Annotated in this window: 23 protein-coding genes; 2 read left to right on the forward strand and 21 right to left on the reverse strand. The window is 56.7% G+C overall.

Going from position 1 to position 21,089, the window contains the following annotated elements; translation table 11 throughout:
• Positions 1-7: 7 nt before the first annotated feature.
• From rplX to rpsJ, 13 genes are read right to left on the reverse strand one after another with little or no spacing between them, the layout of a single operon-like run.
• Positions 8-361: a 50S ribosomal protein L24 gene (gene rplX / locus G485_RS0107095; RefSeq protein WP_084423178.1), complete on the reverse strand. Its 354-nt coding sequence runs from the start codon at positions 359-361 to the stop codon at positions 8-10.
• A 42-nt stretch (positions 362-403) separates the two neighbouring features.
• Positions 404-772 (reverse strand): 50S ribosomal protein L14, encoded by a 369-nt coding sequence (gene rplN / locus G485_RS0107100; protein WP_027091989.1) that lies wholly within the window; start codon positions 770-772, stop codon positions 404-406.
• A 36-nt stretch (positions 773-808) separates the two neighbouring features.
• Positions 809-1,072: a 30S ribosomal protein S17 gene (gene rpsQ, locus G485_RS0107105; protein ID WP_027091990.1), complete on the reverse strand. Its 264-nt coding sequence runs from the start codon at positions 1,070-1,072 to the stop codon at positions 809-811.
• A 45-nt stretch (positions 1,073-1,117) separates the two neighbouring features.
• Positions 1,118-1,315 carry a 50S ribosomal protein L29 gene (gene rpmC / locus G485_RS0107110; RefSeq protein ID WP_027091991.1) on the reverse strand — a complete coding sequence of 66 codons (198 nt, stop codon included), beginning with the start codon at positions 1,313-1,315 and terminating at the stop codon, positions 1,118-1,120.
• On the reverse strand, positions 1,302-1,739 hold the full coding sequence (gene rplP / locus G485_RS0107115; protein ID WP_027091992.1) for a 50S ribosomal protein L16: 438 nt from the start codon (positions 1,737-1,739) through the stop codon (positions 1,302-1,304). The genes rpmC and rplP overlap by 14 nt, the downstream gene beginning before the upstream one ends.
• A gap of 3 nt (positions 1,740-1,742) precedes the next feature.
• The gene (rpsC, locus tag G485_RS0107120; protein ID WP_027091993.1) at positions 1,743-2,408 is read right to left on the reverse strand and encodes a 30S ribosomal protein S3; all 666 of its coding nucleotides are present in this window, start codon (positions 2,406-2,408) and stop codon (positions 1,743-1,745) included.
• A 13-nt stretch (positions 2,409-2,421) separates the two neighbouring features.
• A complete protein-coding gene (gene rplV, locus G485_RS0107125) occupies positions 2,422-2,760 on the reverse strand; it encodes a 50S ribosomal protein L22 (protein WP_027091994.1) in 339 nt (112 codons plus the stop codon).
• A gap of 51 nt (positions 2,761-2,811) precedes the next feature.
• Positions 2,812-3,093, reverse strand: a complete 282-nt coding sequence (gene rpsS / locus G485_RS0107130; protein WP_027091995.1) for a 30S ribosomal protein S19 — start codon at positions 3,091-3,093, stop codon at positions 2,812-2,814.
• Between the two features lie 51 nt (positions 3,094-3,144).
• Positions 3,145-3,972 carry a 50S ribosomal protein L2 gene (gene rplB, locus G485_RS0107135; RefSeq protein WP_027091996.1) on the reverse strand — a complete coding sequence of 276 codons (828 nt, stop codon included), beginning with the start codon at positions 3,970-3,972 and terminating at the stop codon, positions 3,145-3,147.
• A gap of 30 nt (positions 3,973-4,002) precedes the next feature.
• Entirely contained in the window at positions 4,003-4,296 is a 294-nt protein-coding gene (rplW, locus tag G485_RS0107140; RefSeq protein WP_027091997.1) for a 50S ribosomal protein L23, read from the reverse strand.
• Positions 4,296-4,919 carry a 50S ribosomal protein L4 gene (gene rplD, locus G485_RS0107145; RefSeq protein WP_027091998.1) on the reverse strand — a complete coding sequence of 208 codons (624 nt, stop codon included), beginning with the start codon at positions 4,917-4,919 and terminating at the stop codon, positions 4,296-4,298. Before rplD ends, rplW begins: the two co-directional genes overlap by 1 nt.
• 29 nt (positions 4,920-4,948) lie before the next feature.
• Positions 4,949-5,566 (reverse strand): 50S ribosomal protein L3, encoded by a 618-nt coding sequence (gene rplC, locus G485_RS0107150; RefSeq protein ID WP_027091999.1) that lies wholly within the window; start codon positions 5,564-5,566, stop codon positions 4,949-4,951.
• Positions 5,567-5,615: 49 nt separating this feature from the next.
• On the reverse strand, positions 5,616-5,924 hold the full coding sequence (gene rpsJ, locus G485_RS0107155) for a 30S ribosomal protein S10 (protein ID WP_027092000.1): 309 nt from the start codon (positions 5,922-5,924) through the stop codon (positions 5,616-5,618).
• A 354-nt stretch (positions 5,925-6,278) separates the two neighbouring features.
• Here rpsJ and G485_RS0107160 point away from each other — a divergent pair, with 354 nt between their 5' ends.
• Complete coding sequence (locus G485_RS0107160; protein ID WP_027092001.1) at positions 6,279-7,232, forward strand: aldo/keto reductase family protein; 954 nt, start codon at positions 6,279-6,281, stop codon at positions 7,230-7,232.
• A gap of 125 nt (positions 7,233-7,357) precedes the next feature.
• Positions 7,358-8,050: a peptidylprolyl isomerase gene (locus G485_RS0107165; RefSeq protein WP_027092002.1), complete on the forward strand. Its 693-nt coding sequence runs from the start codon at positions 7,358-7,360 to the stop codon at positions 8,048-8,050.
• Between the two features lie 81 nt (positions 8,051-8,131).
• Here the strand turns inward: G485_RS0107165 and tuf are convergent, their stop codons facing one another.
• From tuf to rpoB, 8 genes are all read right to left on the reverse strand, one after another.
• Positions 8,132-9,322, reverse strand: coding sequence for an elongation factor Tu (gene tuf, locus G485_RS0107170; RefSeq protein WP_027092003.1), 1,191 nt, complete (start codon positions 9,320-9,322; stop codon positions 8,132-8,134).
• Between the two features lie 98 nt (positions 9,323-9,420).
• Entirely contained in the window at positions 9,421-11,496 is a 2,076-nt protein-coding gene (fusA, locus tag G485_RS0107175) for an elongation factor G (RefSeq protein ID WP_027092004.1), read from the reverse strand.
• Positions 11,497-11,541: 45 nt separating this feature from the next.
• Positions 11,542-12,012, reverse strand: coding sequence for a 30S ribosomal protein S7 (gene rpsG / locus G485_RS0107180; RefSeq protein WP_027092005.1), 471 nt, complete (start codon positions 12,010-12,012; stop codon positions 11,542-11,544).
• 64 nt (positions 12,013-12,076) lie between these two features.
• Positions 12,077-12,496, reverse strand: coding sequence for a 30S ribosomal protein S12 (gene rpsL / locus G485_RS0107185; RefSeq protein ID WP_027092006.1), 420 nt, complete (start codon positions 12,494-12,496; stop codon positions 12,077-12,079).
• A 154-nt stretch (positions 12,497-12,650) separates the two neighbouring features.
• Entirely contained in the window at positions 12,651-12,902 is a 252-nt protein-coding gene (locus tag G485_RS0107190) for a ribosomal L7Ae/L30e/S12e/Gadd45 family protein (RefSeq protein ID WP_027092007.1), read from the reverse strand.
• A gap of 60 nt (positions 12,903-12,962) precedes the next feature.
• Positions 12,963-13,244, reverse strand: a complete 282-nt coding sequence (locus G485_RS31415; RefSeq protein ID WP_084423179.1) for an ATP-binding cassette domain-containing protein — start codon at positions 13,242-13,244, stop codon at positions 12,963-12,965.
• A gap of 415 nt (positions 13,245-13,659) precedes the next feature.
• Complete coding sequence (gene rpoC / locus G485_RS0107200) at positions 13,660-17,250, reverse strand: DNA-directed RNA polymerase subunit beta' (RefSeq protein WP_420805732.1); 3,591 nt, start codon at positions 17,248-17,250, stop codon at positions 13,660-13,662.
• A gap of 143 nt (positions 17,251-17,393) precedes the next feature.
• The gene (rpoB, locus tag G485_RS0107205) at positions 17,394-20,939 is read right to left on the reverse strand and encodes a DNA-directed RNA polymerase subunit beta (protein WP_027092009.1); all 3,546 of its coding nucleotides are present in this window, start codon (positions 20,937-20,939) and stop codon (positions 17,394-17,396) included.
• Positions 20,940-21,089 lie beyond the last annotated feature (150 nt).

The raw sequence follows: 21,089 nt of genomic DNA on the forward strand, positions 1-21,089 counted from the left end.
AATCCGATTAATCGATCTCTTGGCCGGAACGCTTGGCAATCCGGACTTTCTTGCCGTTCTCCAATACTTTGTAACCGATACGGGTCGGCTTGCCGCTCTTCGGATCGACGTGCATAACGTTGGAAGCATGGATCGGAGCTTCTTGCTCGATGATTCCGCCTTGTTGGTTGTTCACGCTCGGGCGGGTATGCTTCTTCACCATATTGACGCCTTCGACCAAAACGCGGTTCTCGCGAGGATAAGCGGCGATGACGCGACCCTTCTTGCCTTTATCTTTGCCGGTGATGACGATAACGGTATCGTCTTTCTTCACGTGCAGCTTATTGTTGTGCGACTCGAGCACTTTTTTCAAACGGGGCATGGGTACACCTCCTTGCGTGTCTCTCGATGGCCGATATTCGGCTTACAGAACTTCCGGCGCCAGAGAAATGATTTTCATGTAATCACGTTCGCGAAGCTCGCGGGCTACCGGTCCGAAAATACGCGTTCCGCGCGGGCTCTTGTCTTCCTTGACGATAACGGCCGCGTTCTCGTCGAACGCGATATAGGAACCATCCTTACGGCGTACCGGACGTTTGGTGCGGACGATAACGCATTTCACGACATCGCCTTTCTTGACAACGCCGCCTGGTGTTGCTTGTTTGACGGAAGCAACGATCAGATCGCCGATGTGTCCTACGCGACGTCCCGTGCCTCCGAGCACGCGAATGCACATCAGTTCCTTCGCTCCCGAGTTGTCGGCCACGGCCAGTCTCGTAAACGGTTGAATCATCGCTGGGTCCTCCTTTCAGCTGCAGATGAGGTCGCGTTACAGAATAACGGCTTTCTCGGTAATTTCGACGAGGCGCCAGTTCTTGTCCTTGGACAGCGGGCGAGTCTCCATGATTTTCACGGTATCGCCGATTTTCGCTTCGTTGTTCTCGTCGTGCGCTTTGAATTTCTTCGTGTACTTGATGCGCTTGTGATACAAGCTGTGCTTCTTGTACGTTTCGACAGCTACCACGATCGTTTTATCCATCTTGTCGCTGACGACTTTGCCGATCTGAACCTTGCGGTTGTTGCGGTCGCTCATTGAAATCCTCCTTCCCGGAAGCGGTTTTCGGGGTTATGGTCGGTGTTAGCCGATGCCGAGTTCACGCTCGCGCAAAATGGTTTTGGCCCGGGCAATCTCTTTGCGCAACTCGCTGATGCGGTGCGGGTTGTCCAGTTGGCCGGTGGCCAGTTGGAAACGGAGGTTAAACAGTTCTTCCTTGAAGCCGGCGACTTTCTGTTCGATCTCGACGGTTGTCAAGTTACGGAACTCACTGCCCTTCATTTGCTTCACCACCCAGTTCTTCACGTTTCACAAACTTCGTCTTGATCGGCAGCTTGTGAGCCGCAAGACGCATCGCTTCACGTGCAACTTCCTCGGATACGCCGGCGAGTTCAAACAGAACCTTGCCCGGTTTGACGACGGCAACCCATTTCTCTACGTTACCTTTACCGCTACCCATCCGAACTTCGAGAGGCTTTTGGGTGATCGGTTTCGACGGGAAAATCTTGATCCAAACTTTACCGCCCCGTTTGATATAACGGGTCATGGCGATACGGGCAGCCTCGATTTGGCGGTTCGTAACCCATGCAGGCTCTTGGGCTTGCAGGCCGAATTCGCCGAAGCTTACCGTCGTGCCGCCTTTCGCGCGGCCTTTCATTTTACCGCGGTGCTGTTTGCGGTGTTTGACGCGTTTAGGGACCAACATGGTTTAGTTGCCTCCTTCCTGAGCAGCTTTCTTCTTCTTCGCCGGAAGGACTTCGCCGCGATAGATCCATACTTTAACGCCGATACGGCCGTAAGTGGTATGAGCTTCCGCCGTACCGTAGTCGATATCCGCACGCAGCGTATGGAGCGGAACCGTTCCTTCGCTGTAACCTTCCGTACGCGCGATTTCGGCGCCGCCGAGACGTCCGCTGACCGAAGTCTTGATGCCCTTCGCGCCTGCGCGGAGCGTGCGTTGGATGGCTTGCTTCATGGCGCGGCGGAACGCGATGCGGCGCTCCAGCTGTTGAGCGATGCTCTCGGCCACGAGGATGGCGTCCAATTCCGGGTTCTTGATCTCGGAGATGTTGATGTGAACCTTCTTGCCGTTCGTCAGCTTGGTCAGTTCGCCGCGGATCACTTCCACTTCCGCGCCGCCCTTGCCGATTACCATGCCCGGCTTCGCCGTATGGATGGTAACGTTGACGCGATTGGCCGCGCGCTCGATTTCGAAACGCGATACCGCCGCGTCTTTCAATTTATTTTTGAGGAATTCGCGGATTTTGACGTCTTCCATGAGAAGAGCGCCGAAATCTTTGTCGGCATACCATTTGGATTCCCAGTCACGGATGATGCCGATGCGAAGACCTACCGGATTTACCTTTTGACCCACACGTTGTCCCTCCTTATTTTTCGGATACGACCAGCGTAATGTGGCTGGTCCGCTTGAAGATGCTGAACGCGCGCCCCTGCGAACGAGGTTGGAACCGTTTCAGGGTCGGACCTTCATTGACGTAAGCTTCGGTGATCACCAGCTTGTTCACGTCCAATTGGTAGTTGTGTTCAGCGTTGGCCACGGCAGAGTTCAGCAACTTCTCCAGAACGGGGGAAGCCGAACGCGGCGTGTGGCGCAAAATGGCGATCGCTTCGCCAACCTTCTTGCCGCGGATCAGGTCAACGACCAGTCGGACTTTGCGGGCCGGAATGCGAATGTATCTCGCAACGGCTTTCGCTTCTTGTGCCATCGATGTACCTCCTTCCCTACGTTACGCGAGCCGGTTGCCCGGCTTTATCGTTTATCGTTTGCCCGTTTTCTTGTCGTCGTCGGTGTGTCCTTTGAACGTACGCGTCGGAGCGAATTCCCCGAGCTTGTGACCGACCATGTCTTCCGTCACGTAGACCGGCACATGCTTGCGGCCGTCGTATACGGCGAACGTATGGCCGACGAACTGCGGGAAAATCGTCGAACGGCGGGACCACGTTTTGATAACGACTTTCTTGTTGGACTCGTTCAGGGCGTCCACTTTCTTAAGCAAGTAATCGTCGACGAAAGGTCCTTTTTTCAAGCTGCGACCCATGGTAAAATCCTCCCTTCAACCCGAGATAAGGGTTGGCCGTTATCGCGGCCCTTACTTGCGGCGGCGAACAATATATTGGCTTGAAGCTTTTTTCTTCTTGCGGGTTTTGTAACCGAGCGTCGGCTTGCCCCAAGGAGACATCGGGGATTTGCGTCCGATCGGAGCGCGGCCTTCGCCACCACCGTGCGGGTGATCGACCGGGTTCATGACGACACCGCGAACGACCGGGCGTTTGCCCATGTTCCGGGAGCGTCCGGCTTTACCGATATTGATCAGCTCGTGGTCTTGGTTGCCAACGGAGCCGACCGTAGCGCGGCATTGCTTCAGAACCTTGCGGATCTCGCCGGATGCCAGGCGAATCGTGACGTAAGCTTCTTCCTTGCCGAGCAATTGAGCTTCCGTGCCGGCTGCGCGAACCAGTTGGCCGCCTTTGCCAGGCTTCAGCTCGATGTTGTGGATAACCGTACCGACCGGGATGTTCTCCAGCGGAAGGGCGTTGCCCACTTTGATGTCGGCGTCGGGGCCGGATACGATCTCGTCTCCGACTTTCAGCCCTTTGGGAGCGACGATGTAACGTTTCTCGCCGTCCAGGTAGTTGATCAGCGCGATGTAAGACGTACGGTTCGGATCGTATTCGATCGAAGCGACGCGTCCCGGAACGCCGTCCTTGTTGCGCTTGAAGTCGATGATCCGATATTTGCGCTTATGGCCGCCACCTTGGTGACGAACCGTAATTTTGCCTTGATTGTTGCGTCCGCCGCGCTTCGGCAGAGGAGCGAGCAACGATTTCTCCGGCGTCGAAGTGGTAACTTCTTCGAACGTGGAGACCGTCATTTGACGACGGCTAGGCGATGTCGGTTTAAACTTTTTGACTGCCACTAGATTTCCCTCCTTGCTTCACAGACTTGGTTAGACCGATGCTTCGAAGAATTCAAGCGGCTTGCTGCCTTCGGCCAGTTGCACGATCGCTTTCTTCCATTCGGAAGTGTAGCCTGCGTGGCGTCCGTAGCGGCGCGGCTTGGCCGGCATGCGAAGCGTGTTGACCTTGACGACCTTCACTTTGAAGATCTGCTCGATCGCTTGTTTGATTTCCGTCTTGTTGGCTTTGAGATCGACCTCGAACACGTATTTCAGCTGATCGATGGATTCACTCGTACGCTCGGTAATGACCGGACGCTTGATAATATCGCGAGGGTTTTTCATTACGCGAACACCTCCTCGACTTTGGCGACCGCATCCTTGGTGATAATAAGCTTGTCATGCACCATGATGTCGAGCACGTTGATCCCCGTAGCGGAGACGAATTTGACGCCTGGAATATTGCGCGCGGACAATGCCACGTTGTTGTCGAAGTCGGCGGTTACGACCAGCGCTTTGCGCTCGACTTTGAGGTTGTTCAGGATCGTTGCGAATTCTTTCGTCTTCGGTTGAGCCAGGCTCAATTGATCCAGAACGATAATTTCGCCCCCGATCACCTTGCTGGACAAAGCCGATTTGATCGCCAGACGGCGAACTTTACGCGGAAGTTTGAAGCCGTAGCTGCGCGGAGTCGGTCCGAAAACGGTGCCGCCGCCCTTCCATTGCGGCGCGCGGATCGAGCCTTGACGGGCGCGGCCGGTGCCTTTCTGTTTCCAAGGTTTGCGGCCGCCGCCGCGAACTTCGGAACGGCCTTTCGTTTTGTGCGTGCCTTGTCGTACGGAAGCTTGTTGGAGAACGACGGCGCTATGCAGAACGTGGGTATTCGGGTTGACGCCGAACACGCCGTCCGCCAGCTCGATCTCTCCGACTTGGCTGCCGCTAACGTTGTATACATTCACTTTAGGCATGTGTGGTCCTCCTTTCTAAACGATGATGATTATTTCTTCACCGACGAGCGGATTTTGAGGTAACTGTTGCGGGCGCCCGGTACGGAGCCTTTGATCAGCAGCACGTTGCGCTCGACGTCCACTTTGACGACTTCGAGGTTTTGCACCGTAACCGTTTCGCCGCCAAGACGGCCGTGCATTTTCTTGCCTTTCGGCACGCGATTGGCGTCGCGAATGGTAGCGAGCGAACCGTTGCCGCGATGGTATTTCGAACCGTGCGTCATTTTGCCGCGTTGGAAGCCCCAACGCTTGATGGCGCCGGCCGTTCCTTTACCTTTGGAAATCCCCGTTACGTCAACAAACTCTCCCTCAGCAAATACGTCAACTTTGACTTCCGAGCCTACTTCGGCGCCGGAACCGCTGATTTCGCGAATGAAGCGCTTGGGGGTCGTGCCTGCCTTCTTCGCATGGCCGATGGCCGGCTTGGTCGCGAGTTTCTCGCGTTTATCGGCGAAGCCGAGCTGAATCGCTTCGTATCCGTCGTTATCCACAGTCTTAACTTGCAGTACGACGTTCGGAGTTGCTTCGACTACGGTTACCGGCACGACGCTTCCGTCTGCGGCGAACACTTGAGTCATTCCGATTTTGCGTCCCAAGATTCCTTTCATGTTGACACCTCTTTTCCTTTCCTAATGCAACTGTTGTGGTCCTGCAATATTAAAGCTTGATTTCGATATCAACGCCGGACGGCAGATCCAAACGCATCAGCGCGTCTACCGTTTGCGGCGTAGGATTGACGATGTCAATCAAACGCTTGTGCGTACGCATCTCGAATTGCTCGCGCGAGTCCTTGTACTTGTGAACCGCGCGCAGGATCGTGATGACCTGCTTCTCGGTCGGCAACGGAATCGGACCGGACACGCCGGCGCCCGTGCGCTTTGCCGTTTCTACGATCTTCTCCGCGGATTGATCCAGGATACGGTGATCGTAGGCTTTCAAACGGATACGGATTTTTTGCTTTGCCATAGAATTCCCTCCTTCATTCGCCCAATTTTGGAATCGGACATACTCCGCGAGAATACCCCGACAGCGCCCGTGTGCCCTCTCTATGGCAAAGGGGCCGGGTGTGTCGGCAACCTCCCACATCATCGCACAGTCACAGACCAACATTCACTATTATAGCGATCGGCCCAAGCAAAAGCAACAAAAATTTAATTTTATGCGCCGGTCTTTCCATTTCGCGCTTGACAAGTCGATTTCTTCGTTTTAACGAGCCGTTCCGGAGGTAATTTTATATGGGCCCTTCTCCGGAAGCATACAAACAAACCGGAGAAATACAATGGGAATGAAATCGATCATATGCTGGAAGGATGGATGAACTTGCGTTATCGGAGACTTGGCCATTCGGGTTTGAAAGTGAGCGAGATCAGCTTGGGGAGCTGGTTGACGTACGGCGGCTACGTGAGCAAGCAAAGCGCATTGGATACGATCGACCGGGCTTACCGGCTGGGAGTCAATTTTTTTGATACGGCCAACGTGTACCGTCAAGGCGAAGCCGAACAGATCGTCGGCGAAGCGCTGTCCCGTTATCCCCGTTCCTCCTACGTGCTGGCCACCAAAGTCAGAGGTCCGATGGGCGAATTGCCGAACGACCAGGGATTGTCCCGCAAACATATTATCGAGCAGTGCGAAGCCAGCCTTCGCCGTCTGGGCGTCGAATACATCGATTTGTACTACTGCCATTATCCCGATCCCGATACGCCGATCGAAGAGACGCTCCGGGCGATGGACGATCTGGTGCGGCAAGGCAAAGTGCTGTATGTCGGGATCAGCAACGTGAGCGCAGGGCAGATTGCGGAGGCGGCAGCCGTCAGCGAACGGTACGGGCTTCATCCGATCGTGGCGAATCAGCCCTTGTACAATATGTTTGCAAGAGAGATCGAGCAAGAGGTCGTTCCTCTGTGCGAAAAGCTGGGAATCGGTCAGGTCGTTTACTCCCCTCTTGCCCAGGGCTTGCTGGCGGGCAAGTATGCCGACGTCGACCGGGTTCCCCAGGCGAGCCGGGCCTCGGACAAGGAAGGCGGACAGGCGGTTCGGTCCTGGCTGCGCGAGAATTATCTGCTCAAATCCCGTAAGCTTCACCAGACGGCCAACGAATGGGGACTGACTCCCTCGCAGCTTGCCTTGGGCTGGACGCTGAGACTCGGCAACGTCGCCAGCGCCATCGTCGGCGCCAGCACCCCCGAGCAGATCGAGGAGAACGTCAAAGCTTCCGGCGTGGAACTGAATGAAGAGCTTCTCGCCCGCATCGACCAAATCCTGAACGAAGCTTAACCCCTATATATAATAGAAGAAAAACATCCGAGTTCCCCCGATTGGATATGCCCTCCTTCCTTGTGCTATGATTTTTGCGGCAAGCAAAAAACGCCGCAAGCATCGCACAAGGAGGAACCCCATCAATGTCGAGGACTGCAAGCAAGTTCCCGGTTTGGATCGTGTTGGCATTGCTTATGCTAATCGCTACGGCCTGCGGGGCCAAGAACGAATCGGCCGGAGGCGCGGCGAACGCCGCGAGTTCCCCGGCGGCCAGCGCATCGGAGCCCCCTTCGGGCATCGATCCGTCCGCCAAGCACCCGATCGTCACGATTGAGATGGACAGCGGCCAAACGATCAAGCTGGAGCTTTATCCGGAAGTCGCCCCGAACACCGTCAACAATTTTATCTCGCTCGTCAAGAAAGGATTTTACGACGGAACGATTTTCCACCGCGTCATCCCCGGCTTTATGATCCAGGGAGGCGACCCGGACGGAAACGGTACGGGCGGACCGGGCTACAGCATACCGGGCGAATTTACGGCGAACGGCTTCACGAATAATTTGAAGCATACGCGCGGTATCCTATCCATGGCACGGACGCAGGATCCGAACTCCGCCGGCTCGCAATTTTTCATCATGGTGGCGGATGCCCCTTCCCTGGACGGCCAATACGCCGCGTTCGGGCAAGTGATCGAAGGCATGAACACGGTCGACCAGATCGTCAAGCTGCCGAGAGATGAGAACGATCGTCCCAAATCGCCGCCGGTGATGAAGAAGGTAACGGTCGACACGCTCGGTGTCGATTACCCGGAACCGCAGAAAACGGGAACGCAGTAACCAACCAATCCATGAGCTTCTCGAAAGTGTAAAAAGACCTTGACCGGCAATCGGTCAAGGTCTTTTCAATAGGGGACGATCTTACTTCAGGATGGAAGCTACGGCGCCGGCGCCAACCGTACGGCCGCCTTCGCGGATGGAGAAGCGGGTTCCTTCTTCAACGGCGATCGGAGCGATCAGTTGAACCGTAACGGTGATGTTGTCGCCAGGCATAACCATTTCCGTGCCTTCCGGCAGGTTGATAACGCCCGTAACGTCCGTCGTACGGAAGTAGAACTGCGGACGGTAGCCCGTGAAGAAAGGCTTATGACGGCCGCCTTCTTCTTTGGTCAGGACGTAGATTTGAGCGGTGAATTCCGTGTGAGGCTTAACGGAACCCGGTTTAGCCAATACTTGGCCGCGCTCGATTTCTTTGCGGTCGATACCGCGAAGCAGGGCGCCGATGTTGTCGCCGGCTTGAGCGGAGTCGAGCAGCTTGCGGAACATTTCAACGCCGGTAACGACGGATTTCTTGGTGTCTTCTTGCAGACCGATGATCTCGACTTCGTCGCCGACTTTAACCGTACCGCGTTCTACACGGCCCGTAGCAACGGTACCGCGGCCCGTGATCGTGAACACGTCTTCGACCGGCATCAGGAACGGCTTGGATACGTCGCGTTCCGGCGTCGGGATGTAGCTGTCGATTTGCTCGAACAGTTCTACGATCTTGTCAGCCCAAGGGCCGTCCGGATTTTGCAGAGCTTCGCGAGCGGCGCCACGGATGATCGGAGTGTCGTCGCCCGGGAACTCGTACTCGTTCAGCAGGTCGCGAACTTCCATTTCGACCAGTTCAAGCAGCTCTTCGTCTTCAACCATGTCGCATTTGTTCAGGAATACGACGATGTAAGGAACGCCTACTTGGCGGGAGAGCAGGATATGCTCGCGCGTTTGCGGCATCGGGCCGTCAGCTGCGGATACGACCAGGATCGCTCCGTCCATTTGAGCGGCGCCGGTGATCATGTTTTTAACATAGTCGGCGTGTCCCGGGCAGTCAACGTGTGCATAGTGACGGTTCGGGGTTTCGTATTCGACGTGTGCGGTGGAAATCGTGATGCCGCGTTCGCGTTCTTCCGGAGCTTTGTCGATTTGGTCGAATGCGACGGCAGCGCCGCCGTATTTCTTGGCCAGAACGGTCGTGATGGCAGCCGTCAGCGTCGTTTTGCCATGGTCGACGTGACCGATCGTGCCGATGTTAACGTGCGGTTTCGTACGTTCAAACTTAGCCTTTGCCATTGAATGTTCTCCTCCTTATAGGTAAAGGAAATTTTATGAGGTGGAGAGGCCGGCGGAGGCTCGCGCCTCCGTCCGGGCCCGTCCGAATCCAAACCTTATTAAGCGCCTTTGTTCTTGGAGACGATCTCGTCCTGAATCGATTTCGGCACTTCTTCGTAGTGCGACAGTTCCATGGAGAACACGCCGCGTCCTTGCGTACCGGAACGAAGAACGGTCGAGTAGCCGAACATTTCAGCCAGCGGCACTTTCGCCCGAACGATGACCGCGCCGTGGCGCGAGTCGCTTCCTTCGATGCGTCCGCGACGGGAGCTGATCATGCCCATAACGTCGCCCATGTATTCCTCGGGAACGGTAACTTCGACTTTCATGATCGGCTCGAGCAGCACGGGATTACATTTGTCCTTCGCCGCTTTGAGCGCCATGGAGCCCGCAATTTTGAACGCCATTTCGGAGGAGTCGACGTCGTGGTACGATCCGTCGAAGATGGTGGCTTTGATGTCCACGATCGGGTAGCCCGCGAGGACGCCGTTCTTCATCGCTTCTTCGATACCCGCTTGTACCGGCGCGATGTATTCGCGCGGTACGACGCCGCCGACAATCTTGTTCTCGAATACGAAGCCCGAACCCGGTTCGAGCGGTTCGAATTCGATCCAGACGTGGCCGTATTGTCCGCGTCCGCCGGATTGGCGAACGAATTTGCCTTCGACCTTCGCGGATTGACGGAACGTCTCGCGGTAAGCGACTTGCGGCTTGCCGACGTTCGTCTCGACCTTGAATTCGCGAAGCATACGGTCAACGAGAATTTCCAAGTGAAGCTCGCCCATGCCGGCAATGATCGTCTGTCCGGTCTCTTCGTCGGTGTGCGCGCGGAAGGTCGGATCCTCTTCGGCGAGCTTCTGCAGAGCGATCGCCATCTTGTCTTGGTCGGCTTTGGTTTTCGGCTCGACCGCAAGCTGGATAACCGGTTCCGGGAAGTTCATCGACTCGAGAATAACCGGATTCTTCTCGTCGCACAGCGTGTCGCCCGTCGTCGTGTCTTTGAGACCGACGGCAGCGGCGATGTCGCCCGCGTAGACTTCGCTGATCTCTTGACGGCTGTTCGCGTGCATTTGCAGAATGCGGCCGATCCGCTCGCGCTTGCCTTTCGTGGCATTCAGGACGTAAGAACCGGAGCTCAATACGCCGGAATATACGCGGAAGAACGTCAGCTTCCCTACGAACGGGTCGGTCATAATCTTGAACGCAAGCGCGGCAAACGGTTGATCGTCGCCGGATTTGCGCGTCGTCTCCGTGCCGTCCTCGAGATGCCCCTTGATGTCCGGAACGTCCGTCGGAGCCGGCAGGTAATCGACGACCGCGTCCAGCATCGGCTGAACGCCTTTGTTGCGGTAGGAGGAGCCGCAGACGACCGGGAAGATTTTCACTTCGCAGACGCCTTTGCGCAGAGCTTTCTTGATTTCGTCCACCGTCAGCTCTTCGCCTTCGAGGTACTTCATCATCAGCTCTTCGTCAAGCTCGGCTACCTTCTCAACCAATTCCAGACGCAGCTCTTCGGCCTTGTCGGCCAGCTCCGCCGGAATTTCGGATTTGATCGGCTCTTTGCCCAGATCGTCTTTGTAGATATATGCGACCCGTTCGATCAGGTCGATCATACCGACGAAGTCGTTCTCGGCGCCGATCGGCAATTGAATCGCGACAGCATTGGCTTGCAGACGGGTACGCATGTCTTCGACGACTTGCAGGAAGTCTGCACCGATGATGTCCATCTTGTTGACGTAAGCGATACGCGGAACCCCGTAGCGGTCGGCTTGGCGCCATACCGTCTCGGACTGCGGCTCTACGCCTTCTTTGGCGCTGAATACGCCTACTGCTCCGTCCAATACGCGCAAGGAGCGCTCGACCTCTACCGTGAAGTCAACGTGACCCGGAGTGTCGATAATATTGATGCGGTGACCCTTCCACTGAGCGGTCGTCGCGGCCGACGTAATCGTGATGCCGCGTTCTTGTTCTTGCTCCATCCAGTCCATCGTAGCGGCGCCTTCATGCACTTCGCCGATCTTGTGAACGCGCCCGGTATAGAACAGGATCCGTTCGGTGGTCGTCGTCTTACCCGCGTCAATATGCGCCATGATGCCGATATTGCGCGTGTTCTGTAAGGAGAACTCCCTTGCCATGCATTTGTCTCCTTTCGACCTTTTCGCTTCCTCAGATCCGCAAAATTACCAGCGGTAGTGAGCGAATGCTTTGTTGGCTTCCGCCATTTTGTGCGTATCTTCGCGCTTCTTCACGGCAGCTCCCGTATTGTTGGATGCGTCCAGAATCTCGGCTGCGAGACGCTCTTCCATCGTCTTCTCGCCGCGGGTGCGGGAGTAGTTGACGAGCCAACGCAGTCCAAGGGACGTGCGGCGTTCCGGTTTGACTTCGATCGGAACTTGGTAGTTGGCGCCGCCGACGCGACGGGCTTTAACTTCGAGAACCGGCATGATGTTCTTCAATGCCGCCTCGAAAACTTCCATAGGATCTTTGCCGGAACGTTCACGAATGATGTTGAAAGCATTGTACAGCAATTGCTGGGCAACGCCTTTCTTCCCGTCGATCATGATCCGGTTAACGAGCCGTGTAACCAGCTTGCTGTTGTACACCGGATCCGGGAGAACATCCCGCTTCGGTACTGGTCCTTTACGTGGCATCGGTAAATTCCTCCTTTCTCATTCTTGGTTGCAACTAGCCGAGCCTATACCTAGGCGGAGCGGCTTATTTCTTCGCTTTCGCGCGTTTCGTTCCGTATTTGGAACGGCCTTGCTTCCGGTTGTTGACGCCTGCGGTATCCAGAGCGCCGCGAACGATGTGATAACGGACACCCGGAAGGTCTTTAACCCGGCCGCCGCGGATCAGAACGACGCTGTGCTCTTGCAGGTTGTGACCGATACCCGGAATGTACGCCGTCACCTCAACGCGGTTCGTCAGACGTACCCGCGCATATTTACGAAGTGCGGAGTTCGGTTTCTTCGGCGTCATCGTGCCTACACGAGTGCATACGCCGCGCTTCTGCGGGGCGCTCAGATCGGTCTCGACGCGCTTCAAGGCGTTGAAGCCCTTCTGCAGAGCAGGGGATTTCGATTTGACCACCTTCGGTTCGCGTCCTTTACGTACGAGCTGATTGATTGTTGGCATGTTGCCACCCCCTTCCCATAGAGTCAGAACTAATAAGATAACGGCAATCGGTCCGGGCGGAGCGAAGCCCACAGATCCAGGCGGTTCATTTTGAGAAATGCGAAAGGGTCTGACCGATTCCTTCCTCGAAGAAAACGGCTAGAACCCAAAATTCTTATTCCCCGACGACAACGGCTGCCGCCGTGCCGACATCAATTCCGCACGCTTTGCCCAAGCTTCGCATCGTATCCACGAACGTGACTTCTACGTCATGTTGCTTGCATAAATGCACAATACGGCTGACCAGGCGTGAATCTGCGTCTTGCGCCACATAGACCATCGTGGCTTTGCCTTGCTCCACCATCTTGGTCGTCTGCTTGGTGCCGACCTTCACGCTTCCCGGTTGTAATCGTCCGAGCGAATCCATGGACATCCGACCTCCGGCAGCATAAAATTCAGCACTTCGGGCACACACTAGGATATTTTATCATCTGGACCGGGCAGTGTCAAGAATCGCGCCACAGAAAAGCAGCCGCTTCGCCGTGCTTTTCCCCGAACCGTTGGGCCCCATGACGGCCGCCAGTTCGCCCCGCCGAATGTCCAGCGTAAGCTCCCGAAGCACGTCCCGGGAACTCCTCACGCAGAAGCATTGATCATTTATACCTGCTTTGCGAAGTAAAGTTTCGTGTCGTACTGATTTATTCACATTGGAATAATCACCGGGCCATTGAGACTTTGAGCGGCGGTCGATTGCTTTTGGGTTAGTCACATGTTAATAAGCCTTTTCAGCCGGCGATTGTCCACAAATTGGTTCAGGCGAGCCAGGGTGTCTCGTGCGATTTGGGATAACTTCGGCAGCTGTCAACAGATAATTGTGGAAAAATTAAAAATACTGTGAATAATTATCGGGTTTAATTGTTGATGGCGTTGCTTAAAGAGATTTAGGCACATGTGGATACGTGGTTGCCGCTCAACGAACCGCCGAATGGAATTGGTCACATGTGAGTAACGTCGAAGGCGCATGTGGATTTATGCGGCGTGGGAAGGAGATGTTCGATGTTTTCGAGTAACGTCCAGGCACTGGCCAGTTTGCGGGTGAGCGGTTGGCCATAGGCAAAGACGATGGTAAAAAAGAAGCGGCCCCTGACGGGACCGCTTCTCGGTTAGATAGAGAAGCCTGCCGATTACTCGACGGTGACGGCTTCCAGATCGACTTGCTCGTCTTCCGGTTCGTCCAGAGGAGAGACGACCTTGATGTTGCGGTAACGGGACATCCCCGTTCCTGCCGGAATGAGCTTGCCGATAATGACATTCTCCTTCAGGCCGAGCAGACGGTCGACCTTGCCTTTGATGGCGGCGTCGGTGAGGACGCGGGTCGTCTCTTGGAACGACGCGGCCGACAGGAAGGAGTCGGTTTCGAGCGAAGCTTTCGTAATCCCGAGCAGGACCGGACGCGCTACGGCAGGCTCCAGGCCGGCCATGATCGCTTCGCGGTTCGCCGCTTCGTATTCGTGCACGTCGACGAAAGAGCCCGGCAGCAGCTTCGTATCGCCCGGATCGACGATCCGGATTTTGCGCAGCATCTGCTTGATCATAACTTCGATGTGCTTGTCGTTGATTTCAACGCCCTGATTCCGGTAAACGCGCTGAACTTCCTGCAGAATGTAGTTCTGCACGCCGCGGACGCCCTTGATCCGGAGAATTTCCTTCGGATCGATGGAGCCGTCGGTCAGCTCGTCGCCGGCTTCGATATGCTGGCCTTCATAAACGCGGATGCGCGATCCGTAGGTGACGGCGTAAACTTTCGTCTCGGCGTCGCCTTGCACTTCGATCTCGCGGCGATCCTTCGTTTCGCGGATTTCCTTGACGACGCCGTCGATCTCGGAGATGACCGCCTGGCCTTTCGGGTTCCGGGCTTCGAACAGCTCCTGGATCCGCGGCAAACCTTGCGTGATGTCGTCTCCGGCGACGCCGCCGGTGTGGAACGTACGCATCGTCAGCTGGGTACCCGGTTCGCCGATCGACTGAGCCGCGATGATGCCGACGGCTTCGCCGATTTCGACTTTTTTGCCGGTTGCCAGGTTGCGTCCGTAGCACATCTTGCACACGCCATGACGGGCGCGGCAGCTGAGAACGGAACGAATTTGCAGCTTCTGCACGCCGGCGCGGACGATCTGCTCCGCTTTGACGGAATCGATCAGGTCGTTGCGGCCGACGATGATCTCGCCCGTCTCCGGATGGCGGATTGTCTCGAACGCGTAGCGGCCTTCGATCCGGTCGTACAGGTCCTCGATAATTTCCTTGCCGTCTTCGATCCGGCTGACGACGATGCCCTTGTCGGTTCCGCAGTCTTCTTCGCGAACGATGACGTCTTGGGCGACGTCGACGAGACGGCGGGTCAAGTAACCCGAGTCGGCGGTCCGCAGCGCGGTATCGGCAAGACCTTTACGCGCACCGTGGGTGGAGATGAAGTACTCCAGGACGGTCAGACCTTCGCGGAAGTTCGATTTGATCGGCAATTCGAAGATTCGGCCGGACGGGGTGGCCATCAGGCCCCGCATGCCGCCGAGCTGCGTAATCTGCGATTTGTTGCCCCGCGCCTTGGAATCGACCATGAGCATGATGGAGTTGTAGCGGTCCATCGATTTCATGAGGACGTCCGTAATTTCGTCCTTCGTCTTCGACCAGATCTCGATGACGCGGTCGTAGCGTTCTTCGTCCGTGATCAAGCCGCGGCGGTATTGCGTCGTAATCGTCTTGACGCTCTCGTCGGACCGTTTCAGAATTTCCGCCTTTTGCGGCGGAATCATGACGTCGGCCACGGCGACGGTAATCCCCGCGCGCGTCGAGTACGTGAAGCCGAGCTGCTTGATGTCGTCGAGGATGACGGAAGTCATCATCGTCTGGTAGCGGTTGAAGCACTCGCCGATAATTTGGCCCAGATACTCCTTGCCTACCGCGCCCGGCGTCGGCACTTCCTGAATAATCTTGTCGACGTCCGCGCCTTTGTCGTAGATGAAGTATTTATCCGGCGTACCCTTCAGCAGATTTTCCTTCGTCGGCTCGTTGATGTACGGGAACGTATCCGGGAAAATCTCGTTGAAAATGATTTTGCCGATGGTCGTCACGAGCAGCGCATTTTGTTGCTCAGGCGTGAACGACTTCTTCTTCAGCGCTTTGGCGGGAATGACGACGCGCGCGTGAAGATCGGCTATGCCGCGATGGTAAGCGGACACCGCTTCGTTGATCTCCGACAGCCGAAGTCCGGAGCCCTTGGCGTCCTTGTTGTCCATCGTCAAGTAGTAACAGCCGAGAACCATGTCCTGCGAAGGCGTAACGACAGGCTTGCCGTCCTTCGGGTTCAGGATGTTGCCCGACGCCAGCATCAGCAGGCGCGCTTCCGCTTGCGCTTCGGAAGACAGCGGAACGTGCACGGCCATTTGGTCACCGTCGAAGTCGGCGTTGTACGCCGTACAGACGAGCGGGTGCAGCTTGATCGCGCGGCCTTCGACCAGAATCGGTTCGAAGGCTTGAATCCCGAGACGGTGAAGCGTCGGCGCACGGTTCAGCAGAACGGGATGCTCCTTGATGACGTCTTCGAGCACGTCCCACACTTCGGAGCTGACGCGTTCGACTTTGCGCTTTGCGCTCTTGATATTGTGGGCGAGCCCTTTCTGCACGAGCTCCTTCATGACGAAAGGCTTGAACAGCTCAAGCGCCATTTCCTTCGGCAGGCCGCATTGATACATCTTCAGGCTCGGACCTACGACGATAACGGAACGGCCGGAATAGTCGACCCGTTTACCGAGCAGGTTCTGACGGAAACGTCCTTGCTTCCCTTTGAGCATATGACTGAGGGACTTCAACGGACGGTTGCCGGGACCCGTGACGGGACGGCCGCGGCGGCCGTTGTCGATCAGCGCGTCCACCGCTTCCTGAAGCATCCGCTTCTCGTTCTGGACGATGATGTCCGGCGCGCCCAGATCGAGCAGCCGTTTGAGGCGGTTGTTCCGGTTAATGACGCGGCGGTACAGGTCGTTCAAGTCGCTCGTCGCAAAGCGGCCGCCGTCCAGCTGGACCATCGGGCGCAGTTCGGGCGGAATGACCGGCAGCACGTCGAGAATCATCCACTCCGGCATGTTGCCGGAGTTGCGGAACGATTCGATCACTTCGAGCCGCTTGATCGCGCGGTTGCGGCGTTGGCCTTGCGCCGTGCGAAGCTCTTCCTTGAGCACTTCCAGCTCGCGGTCCAGATCGATATCCTGCAGCAGCTTCTTGACCGCTTCGGCGCCCATGCTCGCCTGGAAGGCATAGCCATACTTCTCGCGGTAGCTGCGGTATTCCTTCTCGGACAGCAGTTGCTTCTTCTCCAGCGGCGTGTCGCCCGGATCCGTCACAACGTACGATGCGAAGTAAATGATCTCTTCGAGCGAACGGGGAGACATGTCGAGCGCGAGACCCATGCGGCTCGGAATGCCCTTGAAGTACCAGATATGCGAGACGGGAGCAGCCAGCTCGATGTGGCCCATCCGTTCGCGGCGCACTTTCGCGCGGGTCACTTCGACGCCGCAGCGATCGCACACGACGCCTTTGTAGCGAACGCGTTTATATTTGCCGCAATGACATTCCCAGTCCTTCGTCGGACCGAAAATTTTCTCGCAGAACAGGCCTTCCTTCTCCGGCTTGAGCGTACGGTAGTTGATCGTCTCCGGCTTTTTCACTTCGCCTCTCGACCACGAGCGGATTTTGTCCGGAGAAGCCAAACCGATTTTCATAAACTCGAAATTGTTAACGTCTAACAAGGAGCAAACCCTCCTTCATCGTTGCTGGGATTTCGGAACGGGAAAGACGATTTTTCTACGATCGGACGGACGCAAGAGGGGGATAGCGGCCCAATCGCCGCTATCGCCCCGCCGCCTTACTCGGCTCCCACTTCGGAGCCTTCGAGATTCAAGTTCAACTTGTCGCCGGCAGCGTCGTCTTCGTCGTCCATTTCTTTCATTTCGATCTCCCGCTCGTCTCCCGCAAGGATCTTGACGTCCATGCCGAGACTTTGCAGTTCTTTGATCAAAACTTTGAACGATTCGGGAACGCCCGGTTCCGGCACGTTCTCACCCTTGACGATCGACTCGTACGTTTTGACGCGTCCGACGACGTCGTCGGATTTGACGGTCAAAATTTCTTGCAGCGTGTAGGCAGCGCCGTAAGCTTCGAGCGCCCACACTTCCATCTCCCCGAAGCGCTGGCCGCCGAACTGGGCTTTACCGCCCAGCGGCTGCTGCGTAACGAGCGAGTACGGACCGGTGGAACGGGCGTGAATCTTGTCGTCGACCATGTGCGCCAGCTTGATCATGTACATGACGCCGACGGTAATTTCCCGTTCGAACGGTTCGCCCGTCCGGCCGTCGTACAGAATCGTTTTGCCGTTGCGCTGCATGCCGGCTTCTTCCATCGTATCGAAAACGTCGTTCTCGTGCGCCCCGTCGAATACCGGGGTAGCCGCGCGAATACCGAGGTATTTGCAAGCCATGCCCAGATGCACTTCAAGCACCTGGCCGATGTTCATCCGGGAAGGAACGCCCAGCGGGTTCAGAACAACCTCAACCGGCGTGCCGTCCGGCAGGAACGGCATATCTTCCTCCGGAAGGATGCGGGCGACGACCCCTTTGTTGCCGTGGCGTCCGGCCATCTTGTCGCCTTCGGAAATTTTCCGCTTCTGCGCGATGTAGACGCGCACCAGCTGGTTGACGCCCGGCGGGAGCTCGTCTCCGTTCTCGCGGGTGAACACCTTGACGTCGACGACGATGCCGTCGGTGCCGTGCGGCACGCGCAAGCTCGTGTCGCGCACTTCGCGCGCCTTCTCGCCGAAGATCGCGTGCAGCAGCCGCTCTTCCGCCGTCAGCTCGGTAACGCCCTTCGGCGTAACTTTGCCGACGAGAATGTCGCCGGCGCCGATCTCGGCGCCTACGCGGATGATGCCGCGCTCGTCGAGATTGCGCAGCGCGTCTTCCCCGACGTTCGGGATGTCGCGCGTAATCTCTTCCGGCCCGAGCTTCGTGTCGCGCGCTTCGGACTCGTATTCCTCGATGTGAATCGAAGTGTACACGTCTTCGCGGACGAGCTTCTCGGACAGCAGAATCGCATCCTCGTAGTTGTAGCCTTCCCAAGTCATGAACGCGACGACGACGTTGCGTCCGAGCGCCAATTCGCCGTTCTCCGTGGAGGGTCCGTCCGCCAGGATGTCGCCCTTCTTGACGATATCTCCCTTGCGGGCGAGCGGACGCTGGTTAATGCACGTTCCTTGGTTGGAACGCATGAACTTCTGCAATTTATATTTGACAAGGTCGCCCTTGACCTCTTTGCCGTCGATGACTTCCGTGCGGCGCAGCCAAATTTCGTTGGCGGTTACGCGCTCGATCACGCCGTCGTACTTGGAGACGATGCAGACCCCGGAATCCTTGGCCGCCTTGTGCTCCATGCCGGTGCCGACATACGGGGCGTCCGGAACGAGCAGCGGAACGGCCTGCCGCTGCATGTTCGATCCCATGAGCGCGCGGTTGGAGTCGTCGTTCTCGAGGAACGGAATCATCGCGGTAGCGACGGACACGACCTGCTTCGGCGAGACGTCCATAAAGTCGACCCGGTCGGAAGGCATGGTCAGGATGTTGTCGGCCTGCTTGTTATAGCGGACGATGACCATGTCTTCGGCGAACGTGTTGTCCGGATTGAGCTTTGCGTTCGCCTGGGCGATGATGTAGTTGTCTTCCTCGTCGGCCGTCATGTAGACGACCTCGTCCGTTACGCGCCCGGTCGTGTGGTCGACCTTGCGGTAAGGCGCTTCGATGAAGCCGTACTCGTTGATCCGAGCGTAGGTCGACAGCGAGTTGATCAAGCCGATGTTCGGACCTTCCGGCGTCTCGATCGGGCACATCCGTCCGTAGTGGGACGGATGCACGTCCCGCACTTCCATGCCCGCGCGTTCCCGCGTCAGACCGCCCGGCCCGAGCGCGGACAGACGGCGCTTGTGCGTAAGCTCGGCAAGCGGGTTCGTCTGGTCCATGAACTGGGACAGCTGCGAGGAGCCGAAAAACTCCTTGATCGCGGCGATCACCGGACGGATGTTGATCAGCGCTTGCGGCGTGATCGCATTCTGGTCCTGAATGGACATCCGTTCGCGAACGACTCGTTCCATCCGCGACAGGCCGATGCGGAACTGATTCTGCAGCAGCTCGCCTACGGAACGCAGACGGCGGTTGCCCAGATGGTCGATATCGTCCGTGCTGCCGATGTTGTGCAGCAGATTCATAAAATAATTGATTGCGGCGATAATATCCGCTGGTGTGATATGCTTCACCGACTTGTCGATAATGCCGTTGGAGATGACTTTGACGACTTTGCCGTCTTCGTCCGGGGAATAGACGTTTATGCTTTGCAGCGGAATATCCTCGGACTCGTTCACTCCACCCGTCACACGGTACGTTTTGAACCCGACATTCTTCTCGAGTGCCGGAAGAATCTGGTCGAGCAGACGGCGGTCGATCATCTGTCCGGCTTCGGCGATAATTTCGCCCGTGGAAGGATCGACAAGCGTCTCGGCCAGGCGCTGGTTGAATAAGCGGTTCTTGATATGCAGCTTCTTGTTAATCTTGTAGCGGCCTACGTTCGCAAGGTCGTAGCGCTTCGGATCGAAGAAGCGGGCGATGAGCAAACTCCGCGCGTTCTCCAGCGTCGGCGGTTCGCCCGGACGCAGACGCTCGTAAATCTCGATGAGCGCCTTCTCGGTCGAATCGGTATTGTCTTTCTCAAGCGTGTTGCGGATAAATTCGTCGTGTCCGAGCAAGTCGAGAATTTCGGCGTCTGTGCCGAATCCGAGCGCGCGGAGCAGAACGGTGACCGGAATTTTGCGGGTCCGGTCAATCCGCACGTACACGATATCCTTCGCGTCCGTCTCCAGCTCCAGCCAGGCGCCGCGGTTCGGGATGACGGTGGCGGTATAAGTTTTCTTGCCGTTCTTGTCTACCTTCGTGCTGTAATATACGCTTGGCGAACGGACCAACTGGCTGACGATAACCCGTTCCGCGCCGTTGATAATGAAAGTGCCGGTCTCCGTCATAAGCGGGAAATCGCCCATGAACACTTCCTGTTCCTTGACTTCGCCGGTTTCCTTGTTAAGCAGTCTGACTTTGACGCGAAGCGGAGCCGCGTACGTGACGTCGCGCTCCTTCGACTCGTCGACGGAATACTTTGGCTCTCCGAGACTGTAGTCGATAAACTCCAGCACCAGATTGCCCGTGAAATCCGTGATTGGCGAGATGTCTTGGAAAATCTCGCGCAGTCCTTCATCAAGAAACTTCTGATAAGACTGCTGTTGGATTTCGATCAGGTTCGGAACTTCCAGCACCTCGTTAATGCGGGCGTAGCTGCGCCGCGAGCGGCGGCCATACTGAACAAGATGTCCTGCCAACTTAACCTCACCCCTTCAGTCTACTTCAATGCAAGCGAGAACGAGATCCTCTCTCCAGCACTAGCAGAGGCAGCCGTTCCGCGGGCGTACGCGCTCGTAAGCAAGCCAAATCGCAAGGCAAACGGCCGGATAGCGCAAATAAAGAAAAGC

The organism is Cohnella thermotolerans DSM 17683 (assembly GCF_000429825.1).
GTDB lineage: Bacteria > Bacillota > Bacilli > Paenibacillales > Paenibacillaceae > Cohnella > Cohnella thermotolerans.